General features: G+C 44.0%; 19 protein-coding genes and 1 riboswitch. Of the genes, 3 read left to right on the plus strand and 16 right to left on the minus strand.

Annotated features, from left to right (window positions below; translation table 11 throughout):
- The first annotated feature begins 106 nt into the window (after positions 1–106).
- A complete protein-coding gene (locus KFV02_RS02590; RefSeq protein WP_252379972.1) occupies positions 107–256 on the plus strand; it encodes a hypothetical protein in 150 nt (49 codons plus the stop codon).
- Positions 257–402: 146 nt separating this feature from the next.
- Here KFV02_RS02590 and KFV02_RS02595 read toward each other — a convergent pair whose 3' ends face one another.
- Positions 403–1,353, minus strand: coding sequence for a D-2-hydroxyacid dehydrogenase (locus KFV02_RS02595; protein ID WP_252379973.1), 951 nt, complete (start codon positions 1,351–1,353; stop codon positions 403–405).
- A gap of 582 nt (positions 1,354–1,935) precedes the next feature.
- On the opposite strand from KFV02_RS02595, the gene KFV02_RS02600 reads away from it, so the two are divergent.
- Together KFV02_RS02600 and KFV02_RS02605 are read left to right on the plus strand one after the other, a co-directional pair.
- Positions 1,936–4,098, plus strand: coding sequence for a methyl-accepting chemotaxis protein (locus KFV02_RS02600; RefSeq protein ID WP_252379974.1), 2,163 nt, complete (start codon positions 1,936–1,938; stop codon positions 4,096–4,098).
- A gap of 203 nt (positions 4,099–4,301) precedes the next feature.
- Entirely contained in the window at positions 4,302–5,729 is a 1,428-nt protein-coding gene (locus KFV02_RS02605; protein WP_252379975.1) for a CDP-archaeol synthase, read from the plus strand.
- A 319-nt stretch (positions 5,730–6,048) separates the two neighbouring features.
- On the opposite strand, the gene KFV02_RS02610 is transcribed toward KFV02_RS02605, so the two are convergent.
- The 15 genes from KFV02_RS02610 to thiC all read right to left on the minus strand — a co-directional run bounded on the left by KFV02_RS02610 (position 6,049) and on the right by thiC (position 22,114).
- A complete protein-coding gene (locus tag KFV02_RS02610; RefSeq protein WP_252379976.1) occupies positions 6,049–6,825 on the minus strand; it encodes an ATP-binding protein in 777 nt (258 codons plus the stop codon).
- 70 nt (positions 6,826–6,895) lie between these two features.
- On the minus strand, positions 6,896–8,803 hold the full coding sequence (cooS, locus tag KFV02_RS02615; RefSeq protein ID WP_252379977.1) for an anaerobic carbon-monoxide dehydrogenase catalytic subunit: 1,908 nt from the start codon (positions 8,801–8,803) through the stop codon (positions 6,896–6,898).
- A 16-nt stretch (positions 8,804–8,819) separates the two neighbouring features.
- A complete protein-coding gene (locus KFV02_RS02620) occupies positions 8,820–9,377 on the minus strand; it encodes a 4Fe-4S dicluster domain-containing protein (protein WP_252379978.1) in 558 nt (185 codons plus the stop codon).
- Between the two features lie 17 nt (positions 9,378–9,394).
- The gene (gene hypA, locus KFV02_RS02625) at positions 9,395–9,739 is read right to left on the minus strand and encodes a hydrogenase maturation nickel metallochaperone HypA (RefSeq protein ID WP_252379979.1); all 345 of its coding nucleotides are present in this window, start codon (positions 9,737–9,739) and stop codon (positions 9,395–9,397) included.
- Positions 9,740–9,769: 30 nt separating this feature from the next.
- The gene (locus tag KFV02_RS02630) at positions 9,770–10,852 is read right to left on the minus strand and encodes a hydrogenase large subunit (RefSeq protein WP_252379980.1); all 1,083 of its coding nucleotides are present in this window, start codon (positions 10,850–10,852) and stop codon (positions 9,770–9,772) included.
- Positions 10,853–11,392 carry an NADH-quinone oxidoreductase subunit C gene (locus KFV02_RS02635; protein ID WP_252379981.1) on the minus strand — a complete coding sequence of 180 codons (540 nt, stop codon included), beginning with the start codon at positions 11,390–11,392 and terminating at the stop codon, positions 10,853–10,855.
- Positions 11,393–11,410: 18 nt separating this feature from the next.
- Positions 11,411–11,908, minus strand: coding sequence for a 4Fe-4S dicluster domain-containing protein (locus KFV02_RS02640; protein WP_252379982.1), 498 nt, complete (start codon positions 11,906–11,908; stop codon positions 11,411–11,413).
- Positions 11,909–11,922: 14 nt separating this feature from the next.
- Positions 11,923–12,354: an NADH-quinone oxidoreductase subunit B family protein gene (locus KFV02_RS02645; RefSeq protein WP_252379983.1), complete on the minus strand. Its 432-nt coding sequence runs from the start codon at positions 12,352–12,354 to the stop codon at positions 11,923–11,925.
- A 15-nt stretch (positions 12,355–12,369) separates the two neighbouring features.
- Complete coding sequence (locus tag KFV02_RS02650; protein WP_252379984.1) at positions 12,370–13,335, minus strand: respiratory chain complex I subunit 1 family protein; 966 nt, start codon at positions 13,333–13,335, stop codon at positions 12,370–12,372.
- Between the two features lie 2 nt (positions 13,336–13,337).
- Positions 13,338–17,159, minus strand: coding sequence for a proton-conducting transporter transmembrane domain-containing protein (locus tag KFV02_RS02655; RefSeq protein WP_252379985.1), 3,822 nt, complete (start codon positions 17,157–17,159; stop codon positions 13,338–13,340).
- Between the two features lie 928 nt (positions 17,160–18,087).
- Positions 18,088–18,753, minus strand: a complete 666-nt coding sequence (locus KFV02_RS02660; protein WP_252379986.1) for a Crp/Fnr family transcriptional regulator — start codon at positions 18,751–18,753, stop codon at positions 18,088–18,090.
- Between the two features lie 70 nt (positions 18,754–18,823).
- Entirely contained in the window at positions 18,824–19,207 is a 384-nt protein-coding gene (gene queD, locus KFV02_RS02665) for a 6-carboxytetrahydropterin synthase QueD (RefSeq protein ID WP_252379987.1), read from the minus strand.
- A gap of 92 nt (positions 19,208–19,299) precedes the next feature.
- Entirely contained in the window at positions 19,300–19,938 is a 639-nt protein-coding gene (gene queE, locus KFV02_RS02670) for a 7-carboxy-7-deazaguanine synthase (RefSeq protein WP_252379988.1), read from the minus strand.
- Position 19,939: 1 nt separating this feature from the next.
- Entirely contained in the window at positions 19,940–20,629 is a 690-nt protein-coding gene (queC, locus tag KFV02_RS02675; RefSeq protein WP_252379989.1) for a 7-cyano-7-deazaguanine synthase QueC, read from the minus strand.
- Positions 20,630–20,767: 138 nt separating this feature from the next.
- Positions 20,768–22,114 (minus strand): phosphomethylpyrimidine synthase ThiC, encoded by a 1,347-nt coding sequence (thiC, locus tag KFV02_RS02680; protein WP_252379990.1) that lies wholly within the window; start codon positions 22,112–22,114, stop codon positions 20,768–20,770.
- A 64-nt stretch (positions 22,115–22,178) separates the two neighbouring features.
- A riboswitch (cobalamin riboswitch) is annotated at positions 22,179–22,382 on the minus strand.
- Between the last annotated feature and the right edge of the window lie 720 nt (positions 22,383–23,102).

The following is a 23,102-nucleotide window of genomic DNA, read 5'->3' on the forward strand; positions in this document are numbered from 1 at the left end:
GCCAAAATTAAAATTACTGAAATTGGAGCATGAATAATTGACTTTTATAAACTTTTGGCATTAAGTATGTGAAATTTTCAACATACCTAAACGAGGAGGGTCAAAAATGGATGTTATCCTTGAACTGATCAAAAATATGTCTCACAGCACAACCGAGGGAATATTCGGCGTAACAGCTATTTTCATTTATTTTATAGTTATTGTTGCTGTTGCAATTTACCGCATCAAAGAAGGACAAAAAGAAGGTCATCATTAAAATAGAGCAAGGCTAAGGGCCTTTGGGTGATAGTAGATAGACAAAACATTGTCCAGTTACCAACTAACCCATAAATCTAATCTCTTAATGCAGCCCTTAGCCTTATGCTTCTTCATCCTCTTCATTAGACTCAGCCAAGTCACAAATCAAGTGACTAAATTTTGGGGGTTGCCCCTTACAAACGATTCAATGTTTTCTATCAACTGATCAGCCAGGTTGCTCATGGCCTCCTCACTTGCCCAGGCAATATGCGGCGTGAGGATAAAGTTAGGCTGATTCAGTTTGAGTAGTACATGGTCTTCCCGGGGCGGTTCTATACTTAAGACATCAAAACCGGCCCCAGCGATGAGACCTTCCTGTAAGGCCAGAGCCAGGGCATTTTCATCGACTACCCCGCCGCGAGCAGTGTTGATCAATAGACTTGAGGATTTCATTAATTTGAGTTCGGGCAGGGAGATGAGATTTCTTGTATCGGGGGTGAGGGGGCAATGAAGGGTTACAATATCGCTTTCACTCAAAACTGTTTCAAATGGCGTCCTGCCAGAACGAATAGTCTGCGCATTTTTGTGCTCAGCTAAAAGCACCTGCATACCAAAGGCCTTAGCCAGGCGTGCAACGGCCTGCCCCAGTGCTCCATAGCCGATTATCCCCAAGGTACTGCCGTGAATATCATGAATAGGATGAGTAAACAAACAAAACTGATCAGACTTCGACCATAACCCTGCGTGGATATCCTCCTGATAAGCGAGCAAGTTACGCCGTAAAGCCAAAATAAGCATAAAAACGTGTTCCGAGACTGCATTACAGGCATAATCGCGGATATTAGCCACAACAATTCCCCGGGCTCGGCAAAAATCTATGTCTATATGGTCTGTGCCTGTCGCTGCAACAGCGATCATTTTCAAGCTGGGCAACTTCTCTAGGGTGGCCCTGCGTAGGGGAACCTTGTTGGTGATCGCAATGTCTGCCTCTTTAAGCCTAGCTACAACTTCGTCTTCTCTGGTCCGCTCAAATTCTTCCCAGTGATGAGGGAAACCAGGTCTTTTGATATCTATTTTCAGGGTAGAACGATCCAAAAATACTATTTTATACTGCAAAACAATCTACCTCCGTGGTTAAAGTTCATCATAGAAGCCGAACCAACTTCCCTGCTTCGTCAGACCCGGCTATGAAGTAAGCAAAAAATTACAATGTACAGGTTCAGTAGCGTGAACCATTTAATGCCGGCTCTTGTAGTTGGCTCGATATATATTTTCTTGAAGTGACCAACCATTATTACTCATTTTTTCCCAAAAAGGACAAGAATGTCAAACCACGAACACCCAAATAACATTTTTGTAATATTAACTCACTACAAGTAACAACCCAACTTATTTTTTCATCACTTTATTATCCAAGCTTAAAGCAACAACCATGTGACGGCATACTATTTGCATAAAAAATCACATTAAAATTTCTAAGTAACAACTCTCTCAATGAATCTAATGAAAGACAAAATCAATCTCATAATATTGATAATATTGAAAGTTTGCTGAAGATTGACAATTTGATAAGGGATACCTTATCTATTTTATCTTTATAGCATTTTTTCATTGGGCACCTGACTATTAACCAGTCCTTTATCGATATGGTTATAGAAAAAAACTTATTTTAATATTTGAAGATACAGGAGGGACAAATTGAGTTTAAAAGGAAAAATGATTGCCCTATGTTTGCTGGCAAGTTCCATTCCTTTGTGTATTATTGGTTATTATAGCGTGAATCTTGCGACAGATATACTCCAAAAAAGGACTTATTCTCAGCTTGAATCGCTCAGGGATCTTAAAAAGTACTCCATGCAAAAGATCATTAACCGCTGGATGATAGACCTAGAAAAAATTTCTTCAGAAAAGGATACCCTCAAAGCCTATTCCCAGTTTAAGCGCTACCTCAAGTCCGAAGACGTCGAGCCTGGTCAGCCAATGGACGTACAAAATTCTTATTATCAAAAACTACATGAGATGTACGGATCTTCCCTGAAATATTATGTAAAGATCCTGGGATACGAAGATGTCCTGTTGATTGATCCTAATGGCAGGGTTATATTTACTGTCGCCAAAAAACCAGACATTGGCCAGGATTTGGCATTCGGAGAACTCAAAGATTCACATCTGGCAAAGTCATGGCGTGCTGCTGCCCAAGAAGGAAAAATAGTTTTTACCGATGTCAAACCCTACCCTCCCTATAACAATCAGCCCTCTGCCTTCCTGATCTCTCCTCTTAAGGGAGACCAAGAAAATGCCGGATTTGTTGCCCTAAAAATATCCTTTAAGGAAATCAAATCCCTAATGAACCTGCGCCCAAGCCTTGGAAATACCGGCGAGACCATACTTGTTGGTCAAGACTACCTGATGCGCTCGGATTCATACCTTGATCCGGAAAATCACTCCCTAGAGGCATCTTTCCTTAATCCAGATAAAGGACGGGTGCAATGCCAAGCTATCACCCTTGCCCTGGCTGGTAAATCAGGGCTGATGACCGATGTTGACTACAGAGGAGAAGTCGCTCTCTCAGCTTATGCGCCGATCACTATAAAAAACGTGGTTTGGGGGCTTATCGTCAAAAAGGATCGGGATGAGGCATTTGCCGAGGTCAGGACACTAAAACAAGCTTCATTTATCGTTGGAGGCGCTACCATTACATTGGTAATACTTATTATGCTCTATTTCTTGCGAAGAGAGTTAATAAAACCAATCGAGTCCCTAAAACAATTTGCACAAAAGGTGGCTGATGGCGACCTTGAAGCCAATGTCGATGGCAAATTCAAAGCAGAACTAAACGAACTGTTTGAGGCCAATTTACAGATGGTCCAACATCTTAAAGAAAAGATAAACCAGGCTAACAGGAGCAGACTTGAAGCCCAAAAACAGACCGAAAAGGCCCAAATGGCTCTAAACGAAGCCAACAAGGCCCGCAAAGAAGCCGAGGAGGCCACCCAACGAGGGAGGCTCCAGGCAGCCCAAAAACTTGAAGGTATTGTCGAGGAGATAACAACTGAATCAGATCTAATCTCCACTAAAGTCGCTGAAGTTAGCAAGGGGGTTCGTGTTCAACAGTCACAGATTCAAGAAATGACAACCGCTATGGAACAGATAAACATGACCGTAATGGATGTCGCTAAAAACGCCTCTGAAGCTGCTAATAGCGCAAGAGATACCAAGGACAAAGCTGCCAATGGATTCAAAATTGTTAAAAAAGCCATAGATGCCATAGATGAAGTTAACGATATGTCCTCGAATCTCAAGGATAATTTACACCAACTTGGTGTTAAGGTGGAGGCCATCAATCAAGTTATGGATGTTATAAACGACATAGCGGATCAAACCAATCTCCTCGCCTTGAATGCAGCCATTGAAGCGGCCAGGGCTGGCGACGCTGGCCGAGGATTCGCAGTTGTGGCCGATGAGGTAAGAAAACTCGCAGAAAGGACTATGGGGGCCACACACGAGGTTGGGGAAACAATCAGTAAAATTATCAATTCTACTCAGCAGAATATCGACCATATGGATGGGACAGTGGCCCTTGTGGCCAAAGCAACAGAGTTAGCCAATAAATCGGGCGAAACTTTGAGAGAAATTGTGGATTTGTCCGAACACACATCCACTCAAATACAAAATATCGCCACGGCAACCGAGGAGCAGTCTCAGGCCACTGAGGAAATAAGCAGGTCTTTGGAAGGCATAAACGAAATTGCCAACACCACTGCTGAAGAGATGATGCGCTCTGCCCAGGCCACTCAAGGCTTAGCCGAAGAGGTCAAAGAGCTTCAAGCTCTTGTCCAAGAACTAAAAGGAACAAATTAGTCCCCGGTATGGAAGGGGATGTGGGATTTTGAATTTCGGAACTAGCACCTGTCAAGCTATTTTGAGTAACTAACAAGAATCATTACAATAATCTTATGGTTATGCATAGAAGGGGGTGACAGCTTGTCACCCCCTTTTTTGTATTTAATGTTAAATATGCCTTATAAGCAAAAAAAACCACACAAAAGTGAGAATTTATTTTTATGTTTTTTTTAAAATTACTATTTTTGCTTTGGCTGATTAATTTTGCCCCACCGTTTTTGGCCTTTTTTCTGGAAGACAGGTGGAATACCCCTGTAGACATGGGTAAAGTCTTCTGGGATAAGAAACCCCTTTTTGGTGGACACAAAACAATTCGTGGAATAATAGCCGCTATCGGTGCCGGGGGAGGAATCGCCCTTCTCTTTGGCTTCCCCCTCTGGGTTGGGCTAACAGCGGGAATTTTAAGTATGGCAGGAGATTTAATCTCCAGCTTCATCAAACGCAGGTTTTCTCTCACCTCTGGCTATGATGTTCCTGGCCTGGACCAGCTTTTCGAGGGGCTTTTCCCTCTTCTTTTTCTAAAACATTACTTTTCGTTTTCCTGGCTGACATTTCTCGCAATTCTGATAGCCTTTTGTATCGGCGCGTATGTGGGCTCCAGATTTTACAAGTCGATTCTTCAAAAAGAGCCATTTAGCGGCTATCCCAGGCCTGTTAAGCCTCGGATAGTTTTCAAAGAATTGATCTCGTGCAGGATCAAATCAAAAATTTTAAGCCAGTTCCTCAATTTTGAAGATGCTCTTTTCTATCACCTGCTTATCCAAACCTTTTTCAAAACACTTGGTTTATATAAAAGAGGAATGGCCAACGCCCTTAACTTTAAGCTAAGGGAAGTCTACATTAACCACCCCAAACTACCTCACAACTTTGAGGCATACACAATCCTCTTTATGAGCGACCTGCACCTAGACGGACTAAACGGTTTGACCGAACGATTACAAACTGTGCTTGAACAAATCTCAGTGGATCTCTGCATCCTGGGTGGAGATTACAGGATGGCCACCCACAGTACATATCTGGATGCTATGGGTAAGTTAAAGCGAGTCATATCCAGCATAAAAACCAATGACGGGATAATAGCCGTGCTTGGAAACCATGATTGTCTTGAAATGGTCGAATTCCTGGAAGAAATTGGGGTCAAGGTCCTGCTCAATGATGCCCTCCCAATTGAACATAAAGGACAAACAATCTGGATAGTTGGAGTTGACGATCCTCACTACTACCAATGCCACGATCTAGACCAGGCTTTTGAAAAGGTTCCCCAGGATGCGTTTTCTATTTTCGTGGCCCACACTCCAAAAATATACAAAGAAGCAGCGAAGCACGGAGCAGATATCTACCTTGCCGGCCATACTCATGCAGGACAGATACAAATACCACCCATAGGTCCTGTTTTTACCCACTGCCCTGCACCTAGAAAATACAGCCAAGGGCTTTGGAGTTACAGACAGGTGACTGGATTTACTACTTCCGGAGTAGGAGTATCCGGAGTGCCGGTACGGTTCAATTGCTCTGGTGAAGTCGTTAAGATCCGGTTAAAACGAAAACCAGGAAATTGTCTGCCCAGCCGGCAAGAAGAGGGGAAATAGCGCTGATGAAACAGACCGCGTCCCTATTATAGATTGAATGGAAGCACGTATTCTAAACTTGTAAAGACTCTAAATCCAAATTAAGCAGAGCATTATTTGTTCGCCCCGTTTTCCCCTTTTGAGGAAGGCAAAGGAGGTCGTTACCAAGGTTTTTTTAAAATATATATAAGGGAAGCAGGGCGAACAAATAATGCTCTGCCTATGCTTTGCATCTTTAAAATTATAAAATGCACCACAGAATCCTAAACCTTTCTCCCTGTGGCAAGACGCGTAAACCTACGCTTCACTCACCTCCTTCTTTGTATAGACCAATACTTTTCTAATTATTCAACTTTGCCACCAACCGGGCTTTGATTGATCTTACTCCTTCAACTACCATGCCGCCGACATCAAAAGGTGAAACCCCTTCCAAGTCAGCCTTTTTGACCTCTTCACTTAGATAAACAAAACCCAACAACTCCAAATCAACCAAATTTTTCCTAATAAATTGAACATCAGCCTCATCAACTACTTTACTACCCACCGCAAAAACTCTTTTGAGCCCTAGATCCTCAGCCAAGCTTTTGATCTGCATAGCGGTTTGGATGCTTCTCCGACCAGGCTCAACAACCACCAACAAGGCATCAACCGACTCAGCAGTACCTCGACCCAGATGCTCAATACCGGCTTCCATATCCATGATCACCACATCTTCTCTTTCAATCAAAAGGTGTTTCATCAAGCTTTTGAGCAACGCATGCTCCGGGCAAAAACAACCGCTACCACCCTGCTCAACAGTTCCCATAAGCAATAGCTTAACCCCTTGATGTTCCACACAATACTTCTCAGGCAAGTCGTCCACTTTAGGATTCAAAATAAAATACGAGCCGTACCCGCCACTTGCCCCGGTGCGTTCTTCAGCCAATTTTTTCATCTTTGAAAAGGGGGTTATCTTTTTATATTGGGATTCGGGTATACCTAGAGCTGATGCTAGGTTAGCATCCGGGTCAGCATCTACGGCCAAAACACGATAGCCCTCATCAGAAAAAAGGCGAGCAAGTATCCCGGCAACTGTAGTTTTCCCCACGCCACCTTTGCCTGTAACCGCTATTTTCATAATTAACCTTTCTGTTATTCTTGTTTTTAGGGATAAGGGCTCCGAAGAGCCCTTATCTTATTGATTGACCTTAAATACCTAACCCCTCACGTCTTTGCTTAATTACAGCAATCAATTTCTCAGCAGCCTTTTTCGGATCAGTTTCTACGATAAAGTAACCTCCAACCAAATCTTTTGCCTTTTCTGTTAAAAATTCAGCAACTACAGAAGACCCCAGAACTTGAGGCACGACTCCGATATGGGTTGGTAAGCCTAATGCAACCGCCCATGTTCCAATCGCGACAGCCTTCTCTGCCATAGCCTCAGGGGCAGAGGCTACTAATGGCAACTTGTCCAAATCTACACCCAACTTGTCGGCAACGGCCACAGCTACTTTAACAGCTCTGGTATTATCAACACATGAGCCCATGTGTAGTACTAAAGGCATAGGGCCGTTAAGACCGGCTGCCTCTCCTATAGCAGTGAGCACGGCTTTTAGGGAGTCTCCGGCATAGGCCACTGTCGCTTCTTGGGTCATTAAACCATTCTTGGCAAAAGCACCAGCTCCACAACCAGTGGCTAGTATCAATACGTTATTTTTGGCCAACTCTTTAGCAATAGTAATAAAACTATTGTCTTGAGTTGTCTGGGGGTTGTTACATCCGGCAAACAACGCAATGCCCTGAATGTTTCCATTAACTATGTTATCAATTAAAGGTTTCAAGGGATCATTTGCATCTAATTTACTCAAAGCCGATATGATCGCCTCTGCACTGAAGCCTGTAATAGCTGTTTGTTTATAAGAAGGAATGTTAACTCTACTGTTATCTCGTCTTTTAAAGGCATCAATTGCCAGCTCTACAATCTTTTTGGCACTGTCCAAGGCCGTATCCTCGTGGAACTCTATATGAGTAGCGCCGGTAATCTTGTTTTCATTTAAAGTAGTAATTACTTCTGTATGGAAACATTCGCTTATTTTACTAATAGAGGGCATAATACACTGCACATCCACGACCATAGCATCTACAGCGCCCGTTATAATGGCAAGCTCTTGAGACAGGTAGTTAGAGGCCAGAGGAATTCCACGCCGCATCATTACTTCGTTACCTGTACAGCAAATACCGACAATGTTAATGCCATCTTCTGCACCGGCTTTCTTGGCCTCTTCGTTCATTTTAAGGGCTACGTCACAAACGATTTCACTCAATAAAGGATTATGACCGTGAACCGCTATATTAACGGCATTTTCCTTTAGCACCCCAAGGTTGGCTGCAGTAACTACAGGCTCAGGCGTGCCAAAAATAACATCGGACAGTTCTGTTGAGAGATACATTCCAGTATAATCAGCCAGCGCCCCCTTTAATCCTCCAAGCATAACGTTTACTGCATCGGCATCACACCCGACATGGGTGCGCCCCATAATTTCGGTGACAACGGCATCAATATTATGCGGCATAACCCGAAGTTTGCACAGTTTATCTACCCGCTCAGTGGTCATGGTTTCCTTGGCCCAGCTACAAGGTGTAGTGCGCTCCTGGCGGGAAAAATCCTCCAGGCTAGCCAAAGCTACTTCTTTTGCTAGTTGCTTTAAATCTTTGCCTGCCGGTTCCAAATTTAATTTTTCCGCTATACTTCTTAATTTTTGTTCGTCCTTAATCCTGTATGCAGGCGCGTGTCCTTCTCCAGCTGCCAATAAGGTTAAGGCCACATGACGACCATGCTCGGAATGAGCGGCAGCGCCCGCTGCAATCATGCGGATCAAGTTTCGGGCGACTATAGTGTGAGCATCTGCCCCACAAACACCTCTTTGTGGTCCGTTGCCAAAGGGATCGATTCGGCAAGGCCCTTTCCAACAAATACGACAGCAAACTCCTAACTGACCAAAACCGCATTGTGGTTTCATTGCCTCATAACGATCCCAAACTGTTTCAATACCTTCTTTATTGGCAATGGGAACCAATTGATCGACACAAGGATCAACAGATCTTTTGTTACTCATTATTATTCCTTCCTCCTCATATGTGTTTATAGGCTTGCACAGCTTCCTTTGCTCTAGCCTCAAGGAGTTTTTTGCGATAACTTTCAATATCTACCAACATTATTGCCTTGGTAGGACACGCCTCAACACAGGCACAAGACAGTTCTTTGTTATCCTTCATTCTGCTGTAACAAAGATCACATTTTCTTGCTTTGCCTTTTTTAGTTCGACTGCTACCGTTTTCGGCCTCATCTGCAGTTACCGTGATCGCTCCGAAAGGACATACCATGACGCAAACCTTGCAACCAACACAGCTTTTCTCATTTATTTTAACCATTCCTTCTTCCTGGTATATTGCCCCTGTAGGACAGGCGAGAGCACAAGGGGCATCTTCACATTGTCTACATTGAATAGGCATGATCAGGTTATTAGATTGAACAACTGAGTTTCTTGGCTGTAATCGTACCCCTTGAGCAACTGCAGTCAGTAAGTCAGAATCAGCATGAGCAACAGCACAAGCCAATTCACAACTTTTACAACCTAGACACTTTGTTGGATCAGCATAAATAAAGTAATTTTCTTTAATTCTTTCCAATGATATTCACCTCCTTTCTATTGTTCTATTTCCAAATTCTCAATGTACAATTCTCTTCCTGCGATGATTTCAACCGATCTGCTTTCACATTTAGGACATTGAAATTTATAATTATATACACGGAAGACATTGGTACAATCTAGACACTTTCCCTGCAGCGGAACTCGTTCAATAATTAATTCTGCTCCTTCAACAACAGTGTTTTGCGCATAAACTTCAAAACATTTTGTCAAAGTCATTTCTTCCACTGCTGTCATCTCTCCCACTTTTAGTTTTACCTTTAAGACCTTTTGAATCTGATGTTCTTTTATTTTAACATTGATAATCTTAAATAAATTATCGACTATTGCCATCTCGTGCATAGTATCTAATCCTTTTTTTAAATTTAATTGTTATCTTTCAGTACACGAGATACACGGATCAATACTATTAATAATAAGCGGAATATCAGACACCTTATTTCCGGGCATCATGACATGGAGCGCTTCCCAATTCATATAAGTAGGGACTCGCCACTTAAGGCGTTCTGGGGTGTCAGTGCCATTGGTGCGGAGGTAATAAATCAATTCTCCTCGAGGAGCCTCTGACTTGGCGACAGCTTCACCGGCTGGGATTTCCGGCAAATAATCAATACAAGTTGGTCCGTGAGGCAAGTCTTTCAGACATTGTTCAACAATCTTGATAGCCTCGAAGATTTCACGCAATCTTACCATTACTCTTGCTCTAACATCACAACCCTCTTCAACAGGGACATCGAACTTTAATCTATCATAAGCAGCATAAGGGCTTTTTTTCCGTACATCATAATCTATACCGGACCCCCTGGCCACAGGGCCAACCACTCCATAATGAATAGCAGCTTCTTTAGGTAAAACTCCCACTCCTTCTGTTCGAGCCCGAACAAATTTATTTTTAGTATATATATCGTATAGTTCATCTAATGATTTTTTAAGACACTCTAACTGCTTCGTAATATATTTAACCTTTTCAGTAGTTAAATCGTATCGTACCCCACCAATACAATTAGCCGCCAGGTTCATCCGATTACCGTAGATAGTCTCTTTAATGTCCTGAACTATCTCGCGTATCTCCATTGCATGCATGAACAAGGACTCAAAACCGATGATGTGAGCCAAAATGCCGGCATTGAACAAATTGGATCCCATCCTTTTTATTTCATCAGCAATAACCCTTAGATATTCGCCTCGTTCCGGGACCTGAATTCCGGCAATCTTCTCCAGGGCCATGCAATAAGTACAGGGATGACTATTTGAGCACAGAGAACAAAGACGCTCGGTTAAAGTTATGTTCTGATAAAAATTACGATTCATTGCCAATAATTCCATACCGCGGTGTACATGACCTGCTGTTATATCCAAGCTGACAACAGTCTCTCCTTCAACTTCTACCTTGAAATACATCGGCTCTTCTAACGCAACGTGCAGCGGGCCAACAGGTATTGTAAAAGTGCTCATTTAACCATTCACCTCCTTTGAAGTGCCGGCAAAGACCTTCTCCCACAATGTTTTAGTAGAGGCACCATTCATGGCTACCGATAAGGGAATCAATTTATCCATTATTCCTTCATCAATACTTCTATCAAGAAACAGTCTTTTTGGATTAGGATGGCCGACCAGTTTGATACCATACAATTCTTGCAGTTCGCGTTCTGTCCAGTCGGCGCTTTTCAAAATCGGGGTAATGGATTTTACTTTACCATTACTAGCCGGTATTTCTATTGTAACAGTGCAAGTACATCCATCCAGGTCAAAATGATATGCTATTTCGCGAACCTCAGCCTGTTGAGCGTTCTTCGTTTTATATGCTGAGGCGGTGATTACCCGGCCTCCTAATTTTGATACAATCCGGGCAACATCGGTGATTTGGTTGTGATCATCTAGCCTGCACCAGCCAGTAACGACTCCTTTAGAATCAGTTTCCCAGCGCAGGGAGAATCCTTCGCCCACTGCCTCGGTTAATTCTGCTGCAAAATCTTCTTGAATTTTTCGCTCCATCTTTTTCCCTCCTCTGCCTTACCGCAGCGATTGTTTTTGACGGCATTTCGGGCATAAATGCCTTAATTTCTCAATGTCCTTGTTAACCTGACCATAGGCTAGAGTCATTAACTCTGGAGCAATGGGGACCATAGGTGTTGCGCAGCGGGCACAAGTAACATATTTAATAAATCCTCTCTCCACGTACCTATATTTGTCTTCCTGACTGTGAGCGGTATGAAAATCTTCAGTTAAGCGGATTGCCTTGGTTGGACAATAATGTTCGCAGAGACCGCAAAAAGCACATGTATTGTGCCAAACTATAAACTCCAAGCCGCTTTTGTCTGCCGTTTCCTTGATTTGTATTGCTCCGCCTGCACAGACGTGCTCACACATTCCGCATGCTATACAGGCCTTAGCATTGTATTTTATTTTACCTCTCAGTCCCTTGGGGACAAAAGTTTCACCAAAAGGATAAGGGTCTGTAGACGGGCCTTTTAGCAAATTGCGAAGCGCTATTTTTAAAAATGAAGACATGGGGGAATCCTCCTTTACATTCTGGTTTCCCAGATTTTGATGGCTTCAAGTATCCCGTCAATAATAGCCTGAGGCCTGGGAGGACAGCCCGGCACGTTTACATCTACCGGGATAAAGCTATCGATAGGCCCAGCAATAGCATAACTGTCTCTAAACACCCCGGCCGATATAGGACAGATTCCTATGGCTACCGTTACTTTAGGATCGGGAATTTCATCATAAACACGCAGAACCTTATCCTTCACTCGAACAGTAAGAGGCCCGGTTATCAGAACGATGTCTGCATGCTTTGGACTCCCACAATATTTGCAGCCCAGACGTTCAACATCAAAACGAGGGATACAGGCTGTAGTTGCCAGTTCCACATCACAGCCATTACAGGACCCAGCATTGATGCGGTACAACCAGGGTGATTTCCCGACGATTTTTTGCAGTAATTTTTTCATAATAGTTCATCCCTGTTATCGGTGTAACAGCGTTAAAACCAAGCTGACCAAAGCTAGTAAGGTTGGCCACCTAAGATAGAACTTAAATGCCTGATCGATTCGTAGCCTTCCGGTAGTTGTACGAACAAGTGTAATGGAAATTATCATTAGGACTAAACACTTCAGAGAAAACCATATTAGATTAAGCAAGAAACCTTCACTCAAGGGGGTCGGGAAAAAGAGGGCTACGCCTAAACCCAATACCACAACCATTTTGAGGGAGGTCACTAGATTAAATAAGGCCAGACCTGAACCTGAATATTCCAGAATAGGGCCCTCAACAATTTCAGATTCGGCCTCGGGGATATCAAAGGGCACTACTCCCATATTACCAGGAATAAAGATCAAAAAAGCCACCAGCGCCGGCAACATGGTGTAATCAAAAAGAAATGGTCCGTTTTCAAGCTGGAACTGTACTATTTTGTGCAAAGAAAAGGTTGCTAATCCTCCTGTTGCCAGTCCGACCTTCAAAGCGACAGTCAGCAACACTATCACCAACGGCAACTCGTAAGACATCATCATGACCATTTCCCTGGAAAAACCGATAGCACCAAAGGGAAAACTGGAAGCGGAACCGGCGACCATCAAGGCTATTGCAGGTAATGCCAGCAAATAAAGCAAAACCAGCAAATCTCCCAAATGTTCAAAACCCTGGTAAACACCGGCAATAGGTATCAAGGTTACAGCCACCATCATCCCTGCAAACCCAAACAATGGCGCCAGTCTAAAACCCCACAGGTGTGCCGTCTCAGGGACTACCATCTCCTTTTTGGCTAGTTTGATCAGATCTATAAAAGGTTGGTAAACAGGAGGACCAACCCGCCTCTGCAATCGGGCAGCTATTTTCCGGTCAAGACCCTTCAGAAACAGTCCAAAGGTTAGAGCAAACAGGCCTCCAGGGAAAATCAACAGTCCAAAGATCGGTTGAAGTATGTCCGTCATAGTTATACCCCCTTACCTAGGCCGACGATCTGGCAAAGCACCTTAACGCATTGCTTTACCAAGTTTTTTGGCGATTCATATAGGTTATGTGAATTAAGATGCACTTCTTCAGGTGTCAGATCAGTTACGCCGCAGGTATAAATTTTTGTATATCGAATTTTCCTACTACCCATAAAATAGACGCTGACTCCCGCTATAAAGGCTAGCACCAATAATACTGCGATCCCTCCGGCATTCCAGGCTCCCAGAGGCGAATCAATTCCGAAAAGCGAAGGTGAGATAGGCGCAAGACCCAACCAGGTTTCAATTTCGGCAATTGTTGCCAGAGGCAAGCCGGGGAAAACTCCGAAAAGAATACACAATAGGGCTAGTATCAGCATGGGAACCAGCATACTCTTAGGAGCTTCGGTCACATTCTCTAACTCCCTGGGTAATTGTCCGAAAAATGCAGAATGCAAAAACTTCACAAACGAAGCCAGGGTCAGGACACTGGCTAGCATGGATAGCATGGCCAAGAAAACATAGCCTTTTTCCATGGCTGCCTGATAGATAATCCATTTAGAGGTAAATCCGTTGAATGGCGGGATGCCGGCAATGGAAAACGCTCCTATTGTAAAGACAGCGAGAGTCACCGGCATTTTCCTGCCGATCCCTCCCAACCTGTCCAGGCTCTCAATACCAGTCTTTACCATAATGGCACCGGCAACGAGAAAAAGTAGGTTTTTAAACAACATATGGTTGACTAAGTGTAGTAAACCTCCTGCCACTCCCAAAGAAGTCCCCAGACTGACTCCTAAGATGATATAACCCATCTGACTCACTGTATGATAGATAAGCAAACGTTTCATTCCACTTTGCAATAGAGCCAGCGAAGCAGCCATTAAAAGAGTTACGCCGCCTATCCAGGCAACAGCATACATTAACCCCGGCATCTTTCCTGCCAGACCAAACTTGCTTATAAGAGCAACACCGCCAAAGACATAGAACAGTTTTGCCATTCCAAAAGGCGCGCTCTTTAAAAGTACAGAAGAAATATAGCCACTGACTGGTGTTGGTGCAGTTACTGGATGCATCTGATAGTCGATGCGGAAAGGCAGCATGGCTGCCTTCATTGCAAAGCCGATCAACATCAAGGCCATGCCAAGTGCCACTAGACTTGTCGGCAATGCATTTAAGCGCCCGGCCAGTTCACTCATCTCAAAGGTACCGGCATTGGCAGTTAAGACAATCAGTCCTAAGAACATCAGACTGGCGCCAACATAATTGAAAATAAAGTACTTGAAACCTTCCCGTAATGCCTCTTTGGTTTCTTCATGGATAATCACAAAGTATAGGGTCCAGCTGCTCATGATCTCCCAGAAGACAAAAAAATTGAAGAGATCATTGCTTACTGCCACACCCAGAAGCCCCCCCATCATCAAGAGAAAAAACATGTAAAAGCGATTTTGGGCATGCCCGTGAGCCATATAGCCCTGTGAGTAGAGTAGATTTAAAACGCCAATGAAGGCGATAAGTAAGGCAAAACTCCAGGAAAATACGTCAAGATCAGGAGAAGCGGTAAATACTGCTATTAAAGTTGCGACCATCGTCACAACTGCCAACCAGCCGCTAGCAACAACCGAACGTCTTCCCAAGACGTAAACAACCAAAGCACCTGCCATTGGAACCAACACAACCATGGGCCAAACAATGGAAACATTGGGGATAGCAGCCACAGCCACGTGTCCTTTGGCTACAATTAAATCAGCAACAGGCTTAACCAAGGCCATACCTGCTTGCGGATATAAGCCATTGAACACGGCCAAGGCCGACAGTATCACAATTGCAATCAACATGGTGATCGGAGCTTCCTTGAGCGCCGGGCCCTCATACTTTTCAAAGAAGATAATTCTGACCAACTTCAGATAATAAAAACCGCCAATAATACTGCCAAGAAGGATTAAACCTGCCAATGCCAGTTGGCCTGCCTGCACACAGGCATAAAGCATTAGGAATTTACTGATAAATCCGTTAAAAGGCGGTAAGCCCATAATGGCCAAGATACCGATACTAAAACAGAGAGCCGTGACAGGCATTTCCCGGCCGATGCCTTTAAATTTAGCTATTTCCTGACTCTTCAAACGGAAGATCAATGCTCCCACGGCCAGGAAGAGGAGATTTTTCATGATAGCATGGTTCAGGACATGATAAAGAGAACCAATAAGACTCAGGTAGGTACCTATCCCCAAGATAATTACTATCTCTCCCACTTGGGCCATGGTGGAATAGGCAAGCATTTTTTTAATGTCAGTTTGGCGAAGAGCCATGACCTCGCCGAACAGGAGGGTCAGGACTCCAAGCATGGACACAATAAATCCGATACTGGAAAGCTGATGGATAGTTCCTAATCCAGCCAGTAAACTTACTCCAAAGACAACAAAGAGAATACGAGCAAGACCGTAAATACCCGCTTTGGTTAAAATCCCTGACATCGGTGCTGAAATGGATGAGGGCGCTACAGGATGAGCATCAGGCAGCCAGCTATGCATCGGCACCAGGCCAGCCTTGACGCCAAAGCCGACGATAAACATTATCAGCACGGCCAACATGAGACTCGGAGACAACAACTGCAAGTTTGCCGAAATTGTTGCCATGTCGAAACTTCCGAGCTTTATCTGCAGAGTTAAAATCGCAAAATGCATTACATAGGCCCCGGAAGTACACATGATAAAATATTTAAACCCGGCACGCAGGGCTTTTGGCGTCTGCTCATGAACAACCAGGAGATAAGAAGCCCAGGTCATCAACTCCCAGAAGACGTATAAGTTCCCCAGTTCTTTGCTGGTGGTCAGGCCCAGCAAGGTGCCCAGCATTAAGAGCAAAAAGAAAAAGTAACGATTTGTATGGGGCTTGCCCTTTAAATAGCCGACCGAATAAAGAGTGACCAAAAAACAGGCCCCGGCCATAATCAGAGCAAAGAGTTTTGACAGGCTGTCAAAATCGCCACCTTGCCAGGTCAGGAATACTGTTATGCCGGCGATGGTAACCGCCAGGGCATTGCGCAAGCCTGTCGAAAAACGTCCGACAAGATAAACTACGAACGCGCCAACGTAAGGAAGGAGAACCAAAGTGGACCAGGGTGATTCAAAGGCAGGCAAATGCGCATCTGCGGCTCCTGACAACAGGGCAGCAGCACGTTCCGCACTGTGAATGAAAGGTTCTGGGAACAACCCCATAAAAGCGGTCAGGCCGCTTAAGCACCATAAAACGGCCATCGCGGCCGGAGATGCTTCCCTGACCTTTTCAGCCTCAAGCCCTTCCTGGTCCGGCTTCTCAAAACAAAGCTTTTGGAACACAAGAAGGAAATAGACCGCCTCAATAATGCTGCCTAAGGAGGCGAGGGCGGCGAAAACCAAATGTTCGCTCTGAATAGCTGAATAAATAATCAGAAATTTGCTGATAGAACCCTTAAATGGCGAGATACCCATTACTGCGAACAGCCCGAAAGCAAACATGGTCGCTGTAACGGGCATACTCCTGCCTATGCCTTTGAGCTTCTCAGTACTACGAGTTCCAGTTCGGGCAATAAATGTTGCCGCTGCAAAAAAGAGAAGTCCCCGCATTACAACCTGATATTCCAAATGCAGCATCGCCCCTGCGACACCCTCATAAGTACCTATACCAAGCCCCAGCAAAACATATCCGGCCTCAGCGATACTGGACAAAACCAGCAGCCTGGTCAGATTTTTTATTTCCTTCAGCGCAAATAGTTCTCCTGCAAGCAGAACCATTACACCAAACAAAGCCATCAAGGACGAGCCATTAAGCAGAAAACCAGAGTCCATTTTTCCCCACCTCCATCAACCGGATATAACTTTACATTGCCTACACACCTTTAAGTATATCTTCGACTATTTTTCCCGGGGTATCTTACATCTTGCTTGATCGGATAAATCCCGGAGCATTGGCGAACTGAACCATACAAATCAAGATTTGAGGGCCATGGGCCTTCAACCCGGAGCAAGACTGATCACACTTTTTTTTAAAAACCGAGCCTACAAAATAACATAACATAAAATATTTGCATACGCTCTTGACGATTTGCCGAAGAGAACAATATTCGGGATTTAACTAACCTGCCAACACATAAAACATTTTATGATTAACTTTATTAGAGAAGGGTAGGAAAAAATTCTGTCAGGTAGCCGACAGTTTTCTAAAAAAATTAATTTAGCGATTTTTTTTGAGATATTTAGTTGTAATTTATAGCGAACAAAAGACAAGTTTCGCCTGAGGGTAGATAGTTAGGACCTGTTTTTTTGCTTTGGCTGGTTGAGTTCGTCCCTCCGTTTACGACCAAATTTATGGATGACAGGTGGGATATGGTTGTGCATATGGGCCATGTTCTCTGGGGCTAAAGTTCTTTTTTGGGAAAGAAAAGAACAGCCCAGTGGCTCTTTAGAGAAAGAGGGCGAAAGTTGCGGGACAGATTTGAGAAGAATATGCCTTGCAAAAATTAGTATGGAACGACAAAAATTTTTGACACCAGAGATTGGGATTGTATTCTCAATCAGAGAGGACAGGCTTTTGTTGATAACTCCGACCTTGTTTTCTTCCTGAGAATTTAGAGAAAGCTTGCAAGCTATGGAAAGACCTGCTTTTGTGCAGGACAACTAGAGAAATGCCCGGTAAATGTTTAGCATAATCAAACTGGACAGCCTGTTTCAAATAGGCCGTGGTATTTCTTTAGCGGAGAAACTCCTGCAGAGATGTCTAGGATACAGAAGCTATCTCCTGCAACCTTTCTAAATCCTTGATCAGAATAGTCCCACGGTTTAGTCTTTCTATAACGCCCGACTTCCGCAGATCATTTAATAAAACCGAAACTGTTTGACGGGTAGCTCCCACCACCAGAGCAATTTCTTCCGTAGTTAAGCCAAGATCCAGTTTTATTCCCTGCTCTACCGGTATTCCTGTGTCTTTTGCAGCCTGGACTAAAAAGTCCACCAGCCTTAAGTTTGTGTCTTTAAAAACCAAACCATTAATTGTGGTAATTGAATTTTTCAGCAAGTCTCCCAACACTTTGACCATAGTCAGAGCAAAAGCAGGAAACTCGGTAATACTCTTTTGAAAGTTACGGACATCCGTAACCAATATGGTTGTATCTTCCATAGCCTGTGTATAGGCTCTAGTATGTGTAGAATAGATATCTCCAGCCTCTAAAATGGCCAGGGTAAACTCCTTGTCCTCATAAGCCAGATAAACTCTAACTCTCCCAGACTTTACCAAAAATACCAGATTTTCTTTATCCTCCGGTGAGTAGAGGATTTCCTTTTTAGCCACCCGGCGTTCCCGAAATTTTTTCAAAAAGTCAGCAGACTCTGACGAACTCAGAGATTCCAACAAGTTGATGTCTGTTAGCCTCATCCTGGTTGGCAAAATCCTTTCTCCTTAGTTTATTGGGATTCCACGCCCATTTTTATTGTAAGGCTGCCAAGGAGGAGGGAGGTCATGACGATAAGGCTCCGGTATTATCCGTTTCTCCTTTATACACCGCGCCCGAACTAGGCCCTTCCTGGACAATGACCTTAGCAAGATTTGGAAGTTCAGGTATCAGCCTTTGCCACAACCATTTGGCTATGACCTCGCATGTTGGATTTTCAAGCCCAGGTATTTCATTCAGATAGTGATGATCCAATTGCTCAATAACGGGTTTGCATATTTTTTTCAGGTCACCGAAGTCGATAACCCACCCGCGGTGCTCATCAACTGGTCCGGAAACATGGACCTCCACTCTAAATGTATGCCCGTGCAGACGACTGCACTTATGCCCTTCAGGCACGTTAGGCAATCTATGAGCTGCATCAAAGGTAAATGTGACGAATATTTCCATCTATGTGCTATGTCTAGAGTTTTATATGTTAGTGTTATGCTTTAAGCCTTGACTCAGCCAAGGCCGCCTAAACTTTAAAACTTAAAAGTATTTCAGGGTATTCCAAGAAATTTATGTGTTTGTAAACTGAGTTTCCACTGGGGATGTTCCAAGCAATACTTTATTGCCAGCCTGGTGTTTTGTTCAAGATCTTCCCCATCCAGAGGTTGAAGATAAAAATGTTTAAAGTCCCACTCTTCAACATCTTGCGGAAGCAGGCCTTGCTGGGGGAAAACAAGTTTGAGTTCGTCGCCCTTTCTCACGACTACCCGAGAGCTAGCCTTGGGACTCACGCAGACCCAATCAAGGTTTTCAGGCAAAGGCAGTGTTCCATTGGTCTCAATGGCAACTTCAAAGCCCTTCCTGTGCAAGCACTCAATAAGCACCTCATCTAATTGCAGACAAGGTTCTCCTCCTGTGCAGACCACAAATGGTTTAGCCTTTGCGCTAGCAGACGGCCATTTTGAGCTAATTACACCCGCCAATTCGTGTGCGGTATCAAATTTCCCTCCACCAGGACCAGTTGTTCCGACAAAATCAGTATCACAAAATTTACAAACAGCGTTTTCTCGGTCCTGTTCATGGCCCGTCCACAAATTACATCCTGCAAAACGGCAAAACACTGCGGGACGACCAGTATAATATCCTTCACCCTGAAGGGTGTAAAATATTTCTTTGACCCAATATGGCATCTTATTTTTTGAGGCTATATAAAGTCGGGTCAGGAACTCCTGCCTCGGCAAACCCTTTCTTCCTTAGATAACAACTGTCACATCGACCACAAGCAAGACCGTGCTCATCAGGATCATAACAGGAGTGGGTTAACGAGTAATCAACCCCGAGTTCCAATCCTTTTTTAATTATTTCGGCCTTGGTCAATTTAACAAGAGGAGTGTGGATCTGAAACTTGAATTTCCCTGTAACAGTCTCTTTTGTAGCCAAATTGGCCATCTTCTCAAAGGCTTCGATAAATTCTGGTCTGCAGTCTGGATATCCTGAATAATCAACAGCGTTTACACCAATAAAAATATCAGCGGCACCTAGCACCTCTGCCCAGCCAAGTGCAAAAGAAAGAAATATCGTATTCCTGGCCGGAACATAGGTAATGGGGATCTCCGTTGTCTGCTCGGGATTCAGATCCTTGGGCACATCAATATCATCGGTTAGGGCAGACCCACCAATCTTATTCAATGGGACCTCCAGCACCAAATGCTGTTTAACCCCCATGCTTTCCGCTACTCTTTTTGCTGCCTTGATTTCCACATCATGCCGTTGGTGATAGTAAAAACTCAAGGCATACAGCTCATACCCTTGTGATTTTGCAATGGCCAGGCATGTTGTTGAATCAAGTCCTCCGGAGAAAAGAACAACTGCTTTTTTCATTGACACTATCCTATATAAACCATTTTATTTTTTAAAAGCTTACAATCAACATATTCAACTATATTGATATTCCAGTGGTTTTCAAGTCTATTATCACCGCTTGCCCGAATTTTACTCTCATTTGAAGCCCCTCGGACATCATGCCTTTGGGCTTTTCTCAAGCACCTCTTTAAAAATTTTCGCTGAGGCCTTGTTGGCACAGAAATCTCCGCACATGGTGCAAACTTTGGAATCACAGGAAGGAGAACGATCGTCTCTAATCTTCTTCGCATCTTCTGGAAAGAGGGCATTTCTGAACTGTCCTTCCCAGTCCGAGTCACGCCGCGCTTTGCTCATGGCAATATCTTGCTGACGTGTCTTTTCGGGATCTTTTCCCAAATCACCTATGTGGGCAGCCACACGTGCCACCTTGACCCCCTCAATTACATCCTGTTCATTAGGGAGAGCCAAATGTTCGGCAGGCGTAATGTAACAGATCAAATCTGCACCGAATCGAGCAGACTGCGCCGCACCAATGGCTGCTACCACGTGATCGTAGCCGGCACCGACATCGGTTGGTAGAGGTCCGAGCATGTAGTAAGGGGCATAATTGCTCATGCGTTTCTGCAAAATGATATTGGCTTCAATCTCGTCCATGGGCACATGGCCGGGGCCCTCCACCATCATCTGACATCCCATGCGCAACCCTTCTTCAGCCAGTTCGCAATTGATCAAGAGCTCCTGGATCATGGCCCGGTCAAATGAATCGCCAATAGAACCGGCGCGAAGTCCATTACCCAGAGAGAGTACCACGTCATATTTCTTAAGAATTCCCACCACGCGATCAAAGTTTTCATAGAGGGGATTTTCTTTCTTGTTTGCTTTCATCCACGCCACCATGGAGGCGCCGCCCTTGCTCACCAATCCGCCATACCGGTATCCTTGTTTTTCCAGTCGTTCAAGCGTATAAAGATTAATACCACAGTGGATTGCCATGAAACTTATGCCGTCCTCGCATTGGCGTTCGATAAGGTCGAAAAGCATCTCCTCGTCCAACCGGTTTGGATCACCGTATTTAGCTGTCGCTTCACAAAATGCCTGATAAAGAGGGACATTTCCGACAGGAATGTCCACGGCTGCAAGTATTTCTCTACGTATTTTATCCAAATCCCCGCCTACTGAGAGTTCCATCAAGGTATCCGCCCCTGCTTCTTGAGCCGCAATGGCTTTGCGCACTTCTGCGTCGATATCTACGATATCCGTAGAGGTACCAATGGAGGCATTGATTTTGGTTGAGAGCCCCATGCCAATTCCAACAATCTTAGACTTTCTGTTCTTGTTCAGCGGCACAACGATCTGGCCTCTGGCTATACGTTCACGGACCAAATCAACGGACAGGCCTTCTGTTGCTGCAATAGTTTCCATAACCTGCGTGACTGTTCCCTCTTTTGCATATTCTACCTGAGTACGTTCCATGGCTATATTATCCCTCCTACTTAAAAGCATGCAATAAAATGAAAAAATCCCCAAGCCGATATTGATCAGCTTGGGGATTTACCATCTCCACCAAGTTTCTTAGAACCATTCGGCAGGTCTTCTGACTCGTGGATCAACCTACTCCCCGCGCCTTCCCGCGCCATTTCGTAATCATTTTTACATGGCGCAGTGGCTAATTGCGGGTTTTGTCCCCACTCACAGCGGCGGGTCCGTGCCGGAATTTCACCGGCTTCCCTATTAAGCCCTTTCCATGGGCACCGAATGTCTTTATTTATAATTTAGGGAAAAATACTGTGCGCTACAACAAGTTGTCAAGGCGATTTTGGCCTATACGTTATTATATTATGACCGCGTTTGCCTTATAGAGTCTGTGGCCAAACCATATTTTAACCACTGATTGAAAGTATTGGTTTCTGAAATGCATTACAAACGGCTTGGGTAACCCATCTTGGCAAAGCTTGCGGAAAAACAGAGCATCGGGATGAATGGGCTAAATATTTTGCTACATTACCATAACTATCGATAATAAAAAGAATATTTGTTTACCCAAAATATCCCATTATGCTCTGTCCGCAAGCAAATTTTGAGAACAGGTCCAAGTCTTTGTACCAGCATGAAAGAAATCAATACTAGAAAAACCCAACTTTCTGACACGATTAACATCCTCAAATTACTACGCAATTGAAGAGTGCATTTTCTGAAATGCATTACAAACGGGTTGGGTAACACATCTTGGCGAAGATTGCGGAAGTGCTGTGCATAGGGAGGTTATTCCATCGAACTTTCGCAACCCATCATAACAACAGAAAAGGGATTAAGTAACATTCTATTGACTAACCCCATTATGCACAGCCCGCAAGCAAGCCTTAGATGTGTCCAAGTCTTTGTTAGCATTGAAGAAAATGCACTCGCAAATTAACTCAGCAACTGTGTTTTTTGTCAATAGTTAATGGTTAAAATTTATTGGTTAGTTTATTTTGTTTTCAAGAACAATTTT

This window comes from Desulfovulcanus ferrireducens, from assembly GCF_018704065.1.
GTDB lineage: Bacteria > Desulfobacterota > Desulfovibrionia > Desulfovibrionales > Desulfonatronovibrionaceae > Desulfovulcanus > Desulfovulcanus ferrireducens.

Excerpts from the sequence above, each read along its gene's own strand:
- queC (WP_252379989.1), bottom strand. The coding sequence starts at position 20,629 with ATGAAAAAAGCAGTTGTTCTTTTCTCCGGAGGACTTGATTCAACAACA.
- KFV02_RS02630 (WP_252379980.1), bottom strand. The coding sequence starts at position 10,852 with ATGAGCACTTTTACAATACCTGTTGGCCCGCTGCACGTTGCGTTAGAA.
- KFV02_RS02650 (WP_252379984.1), bottom strand. The coding sequence starts at position 13,335 with ATGACGGACATACTTCAACCGATCTTTGGACTGTTGATTTTCCCTGGA.
- KFV02_RS02605 (WP_252379975.1), top strand. The coding sequence starts at position 4,302 with ATGTTTTTTTTAAAATTACTATTTTTGCTTTGGCTGATTAATTTTGCC.
- KFV02_RS02640 (WP_252379982.1), bottom strand. The coding sequence starts at position 11,908 with ATGTCTTCATTTTTAAAAATAGCGCTTCGCAATTTGCTAAAAGGCCCG.
- queD (WP_252379987.1), bottom strand. The coding sequence starts at position 19,207 with ATGGAAATATTCGTCACATTTACCTTTGATGCAGCTCATAGATTGCCT.
- KFV02_RS02590 (WP_252379972.1), top strand. The coding sequence starts at position 107 with ATGGATGTTATCCTTGAACTGATCAAAAATATGTCTCACAGCACAACC.
- queE (WP_252379988.1), bottom strand. The coding sequence starts at position 19,938 with ATGCCATATTGGGTCAAAGAAATATTTTACACCCTTCAGGGTGAAGGA.
- KFV02_RS02645 (WP_252379983.1), bottom strand. The coding sequence starts at position 12,354 with ATGAAAAAATTACTGCAAAAAATCGTCGGGAAATCACCCTGGTTGTAC.
- KFV02_RS02635 (WP_252379981.1), bottom strand. The coding sequence starts at position 11,392 with ATGGAGCGAAAAATTCAAGAAGATTTTGCAGCAGAATTAACCGAGGCA.
- thiC (WP_252379990.1), bottom strand. The coding sequence starts at position 22,114 with ATGCTTTTAAGTAGGAGGGATAATATAGCCATGGAACGTACTCAGGTA.
- cooS (WP_252379977.1), bottom strand. The coding sequence starts at position 8,803 with ATGAGTAACAAAAGATCTGTTGATCCTTGTGTCGATCAATTGGTTCCC.
- KFV02_RS02655 (WP_252379985.1), bottom strand. The coding sequence starts at position 17,159 with ATGGACTCTGGTTTTCTGCTTAATGGCTCGTCCTTGATGGCTTTGTTT.
- KFV02_RS02610 (WP_252379976.1), bottom strand. The coding sequence starts at position 6,825 with ATGAAAATAGCGGTTACAGGCAAAGGTGGCGTGGGGAAAACTACAGTT.
- hypA (WP_252379979.1), bottom strand. The coding sequence starts at position 9,739 with ATGCACGAGATGGCAATAGTCGATAATTTATTTAAGATTATCAATGTT.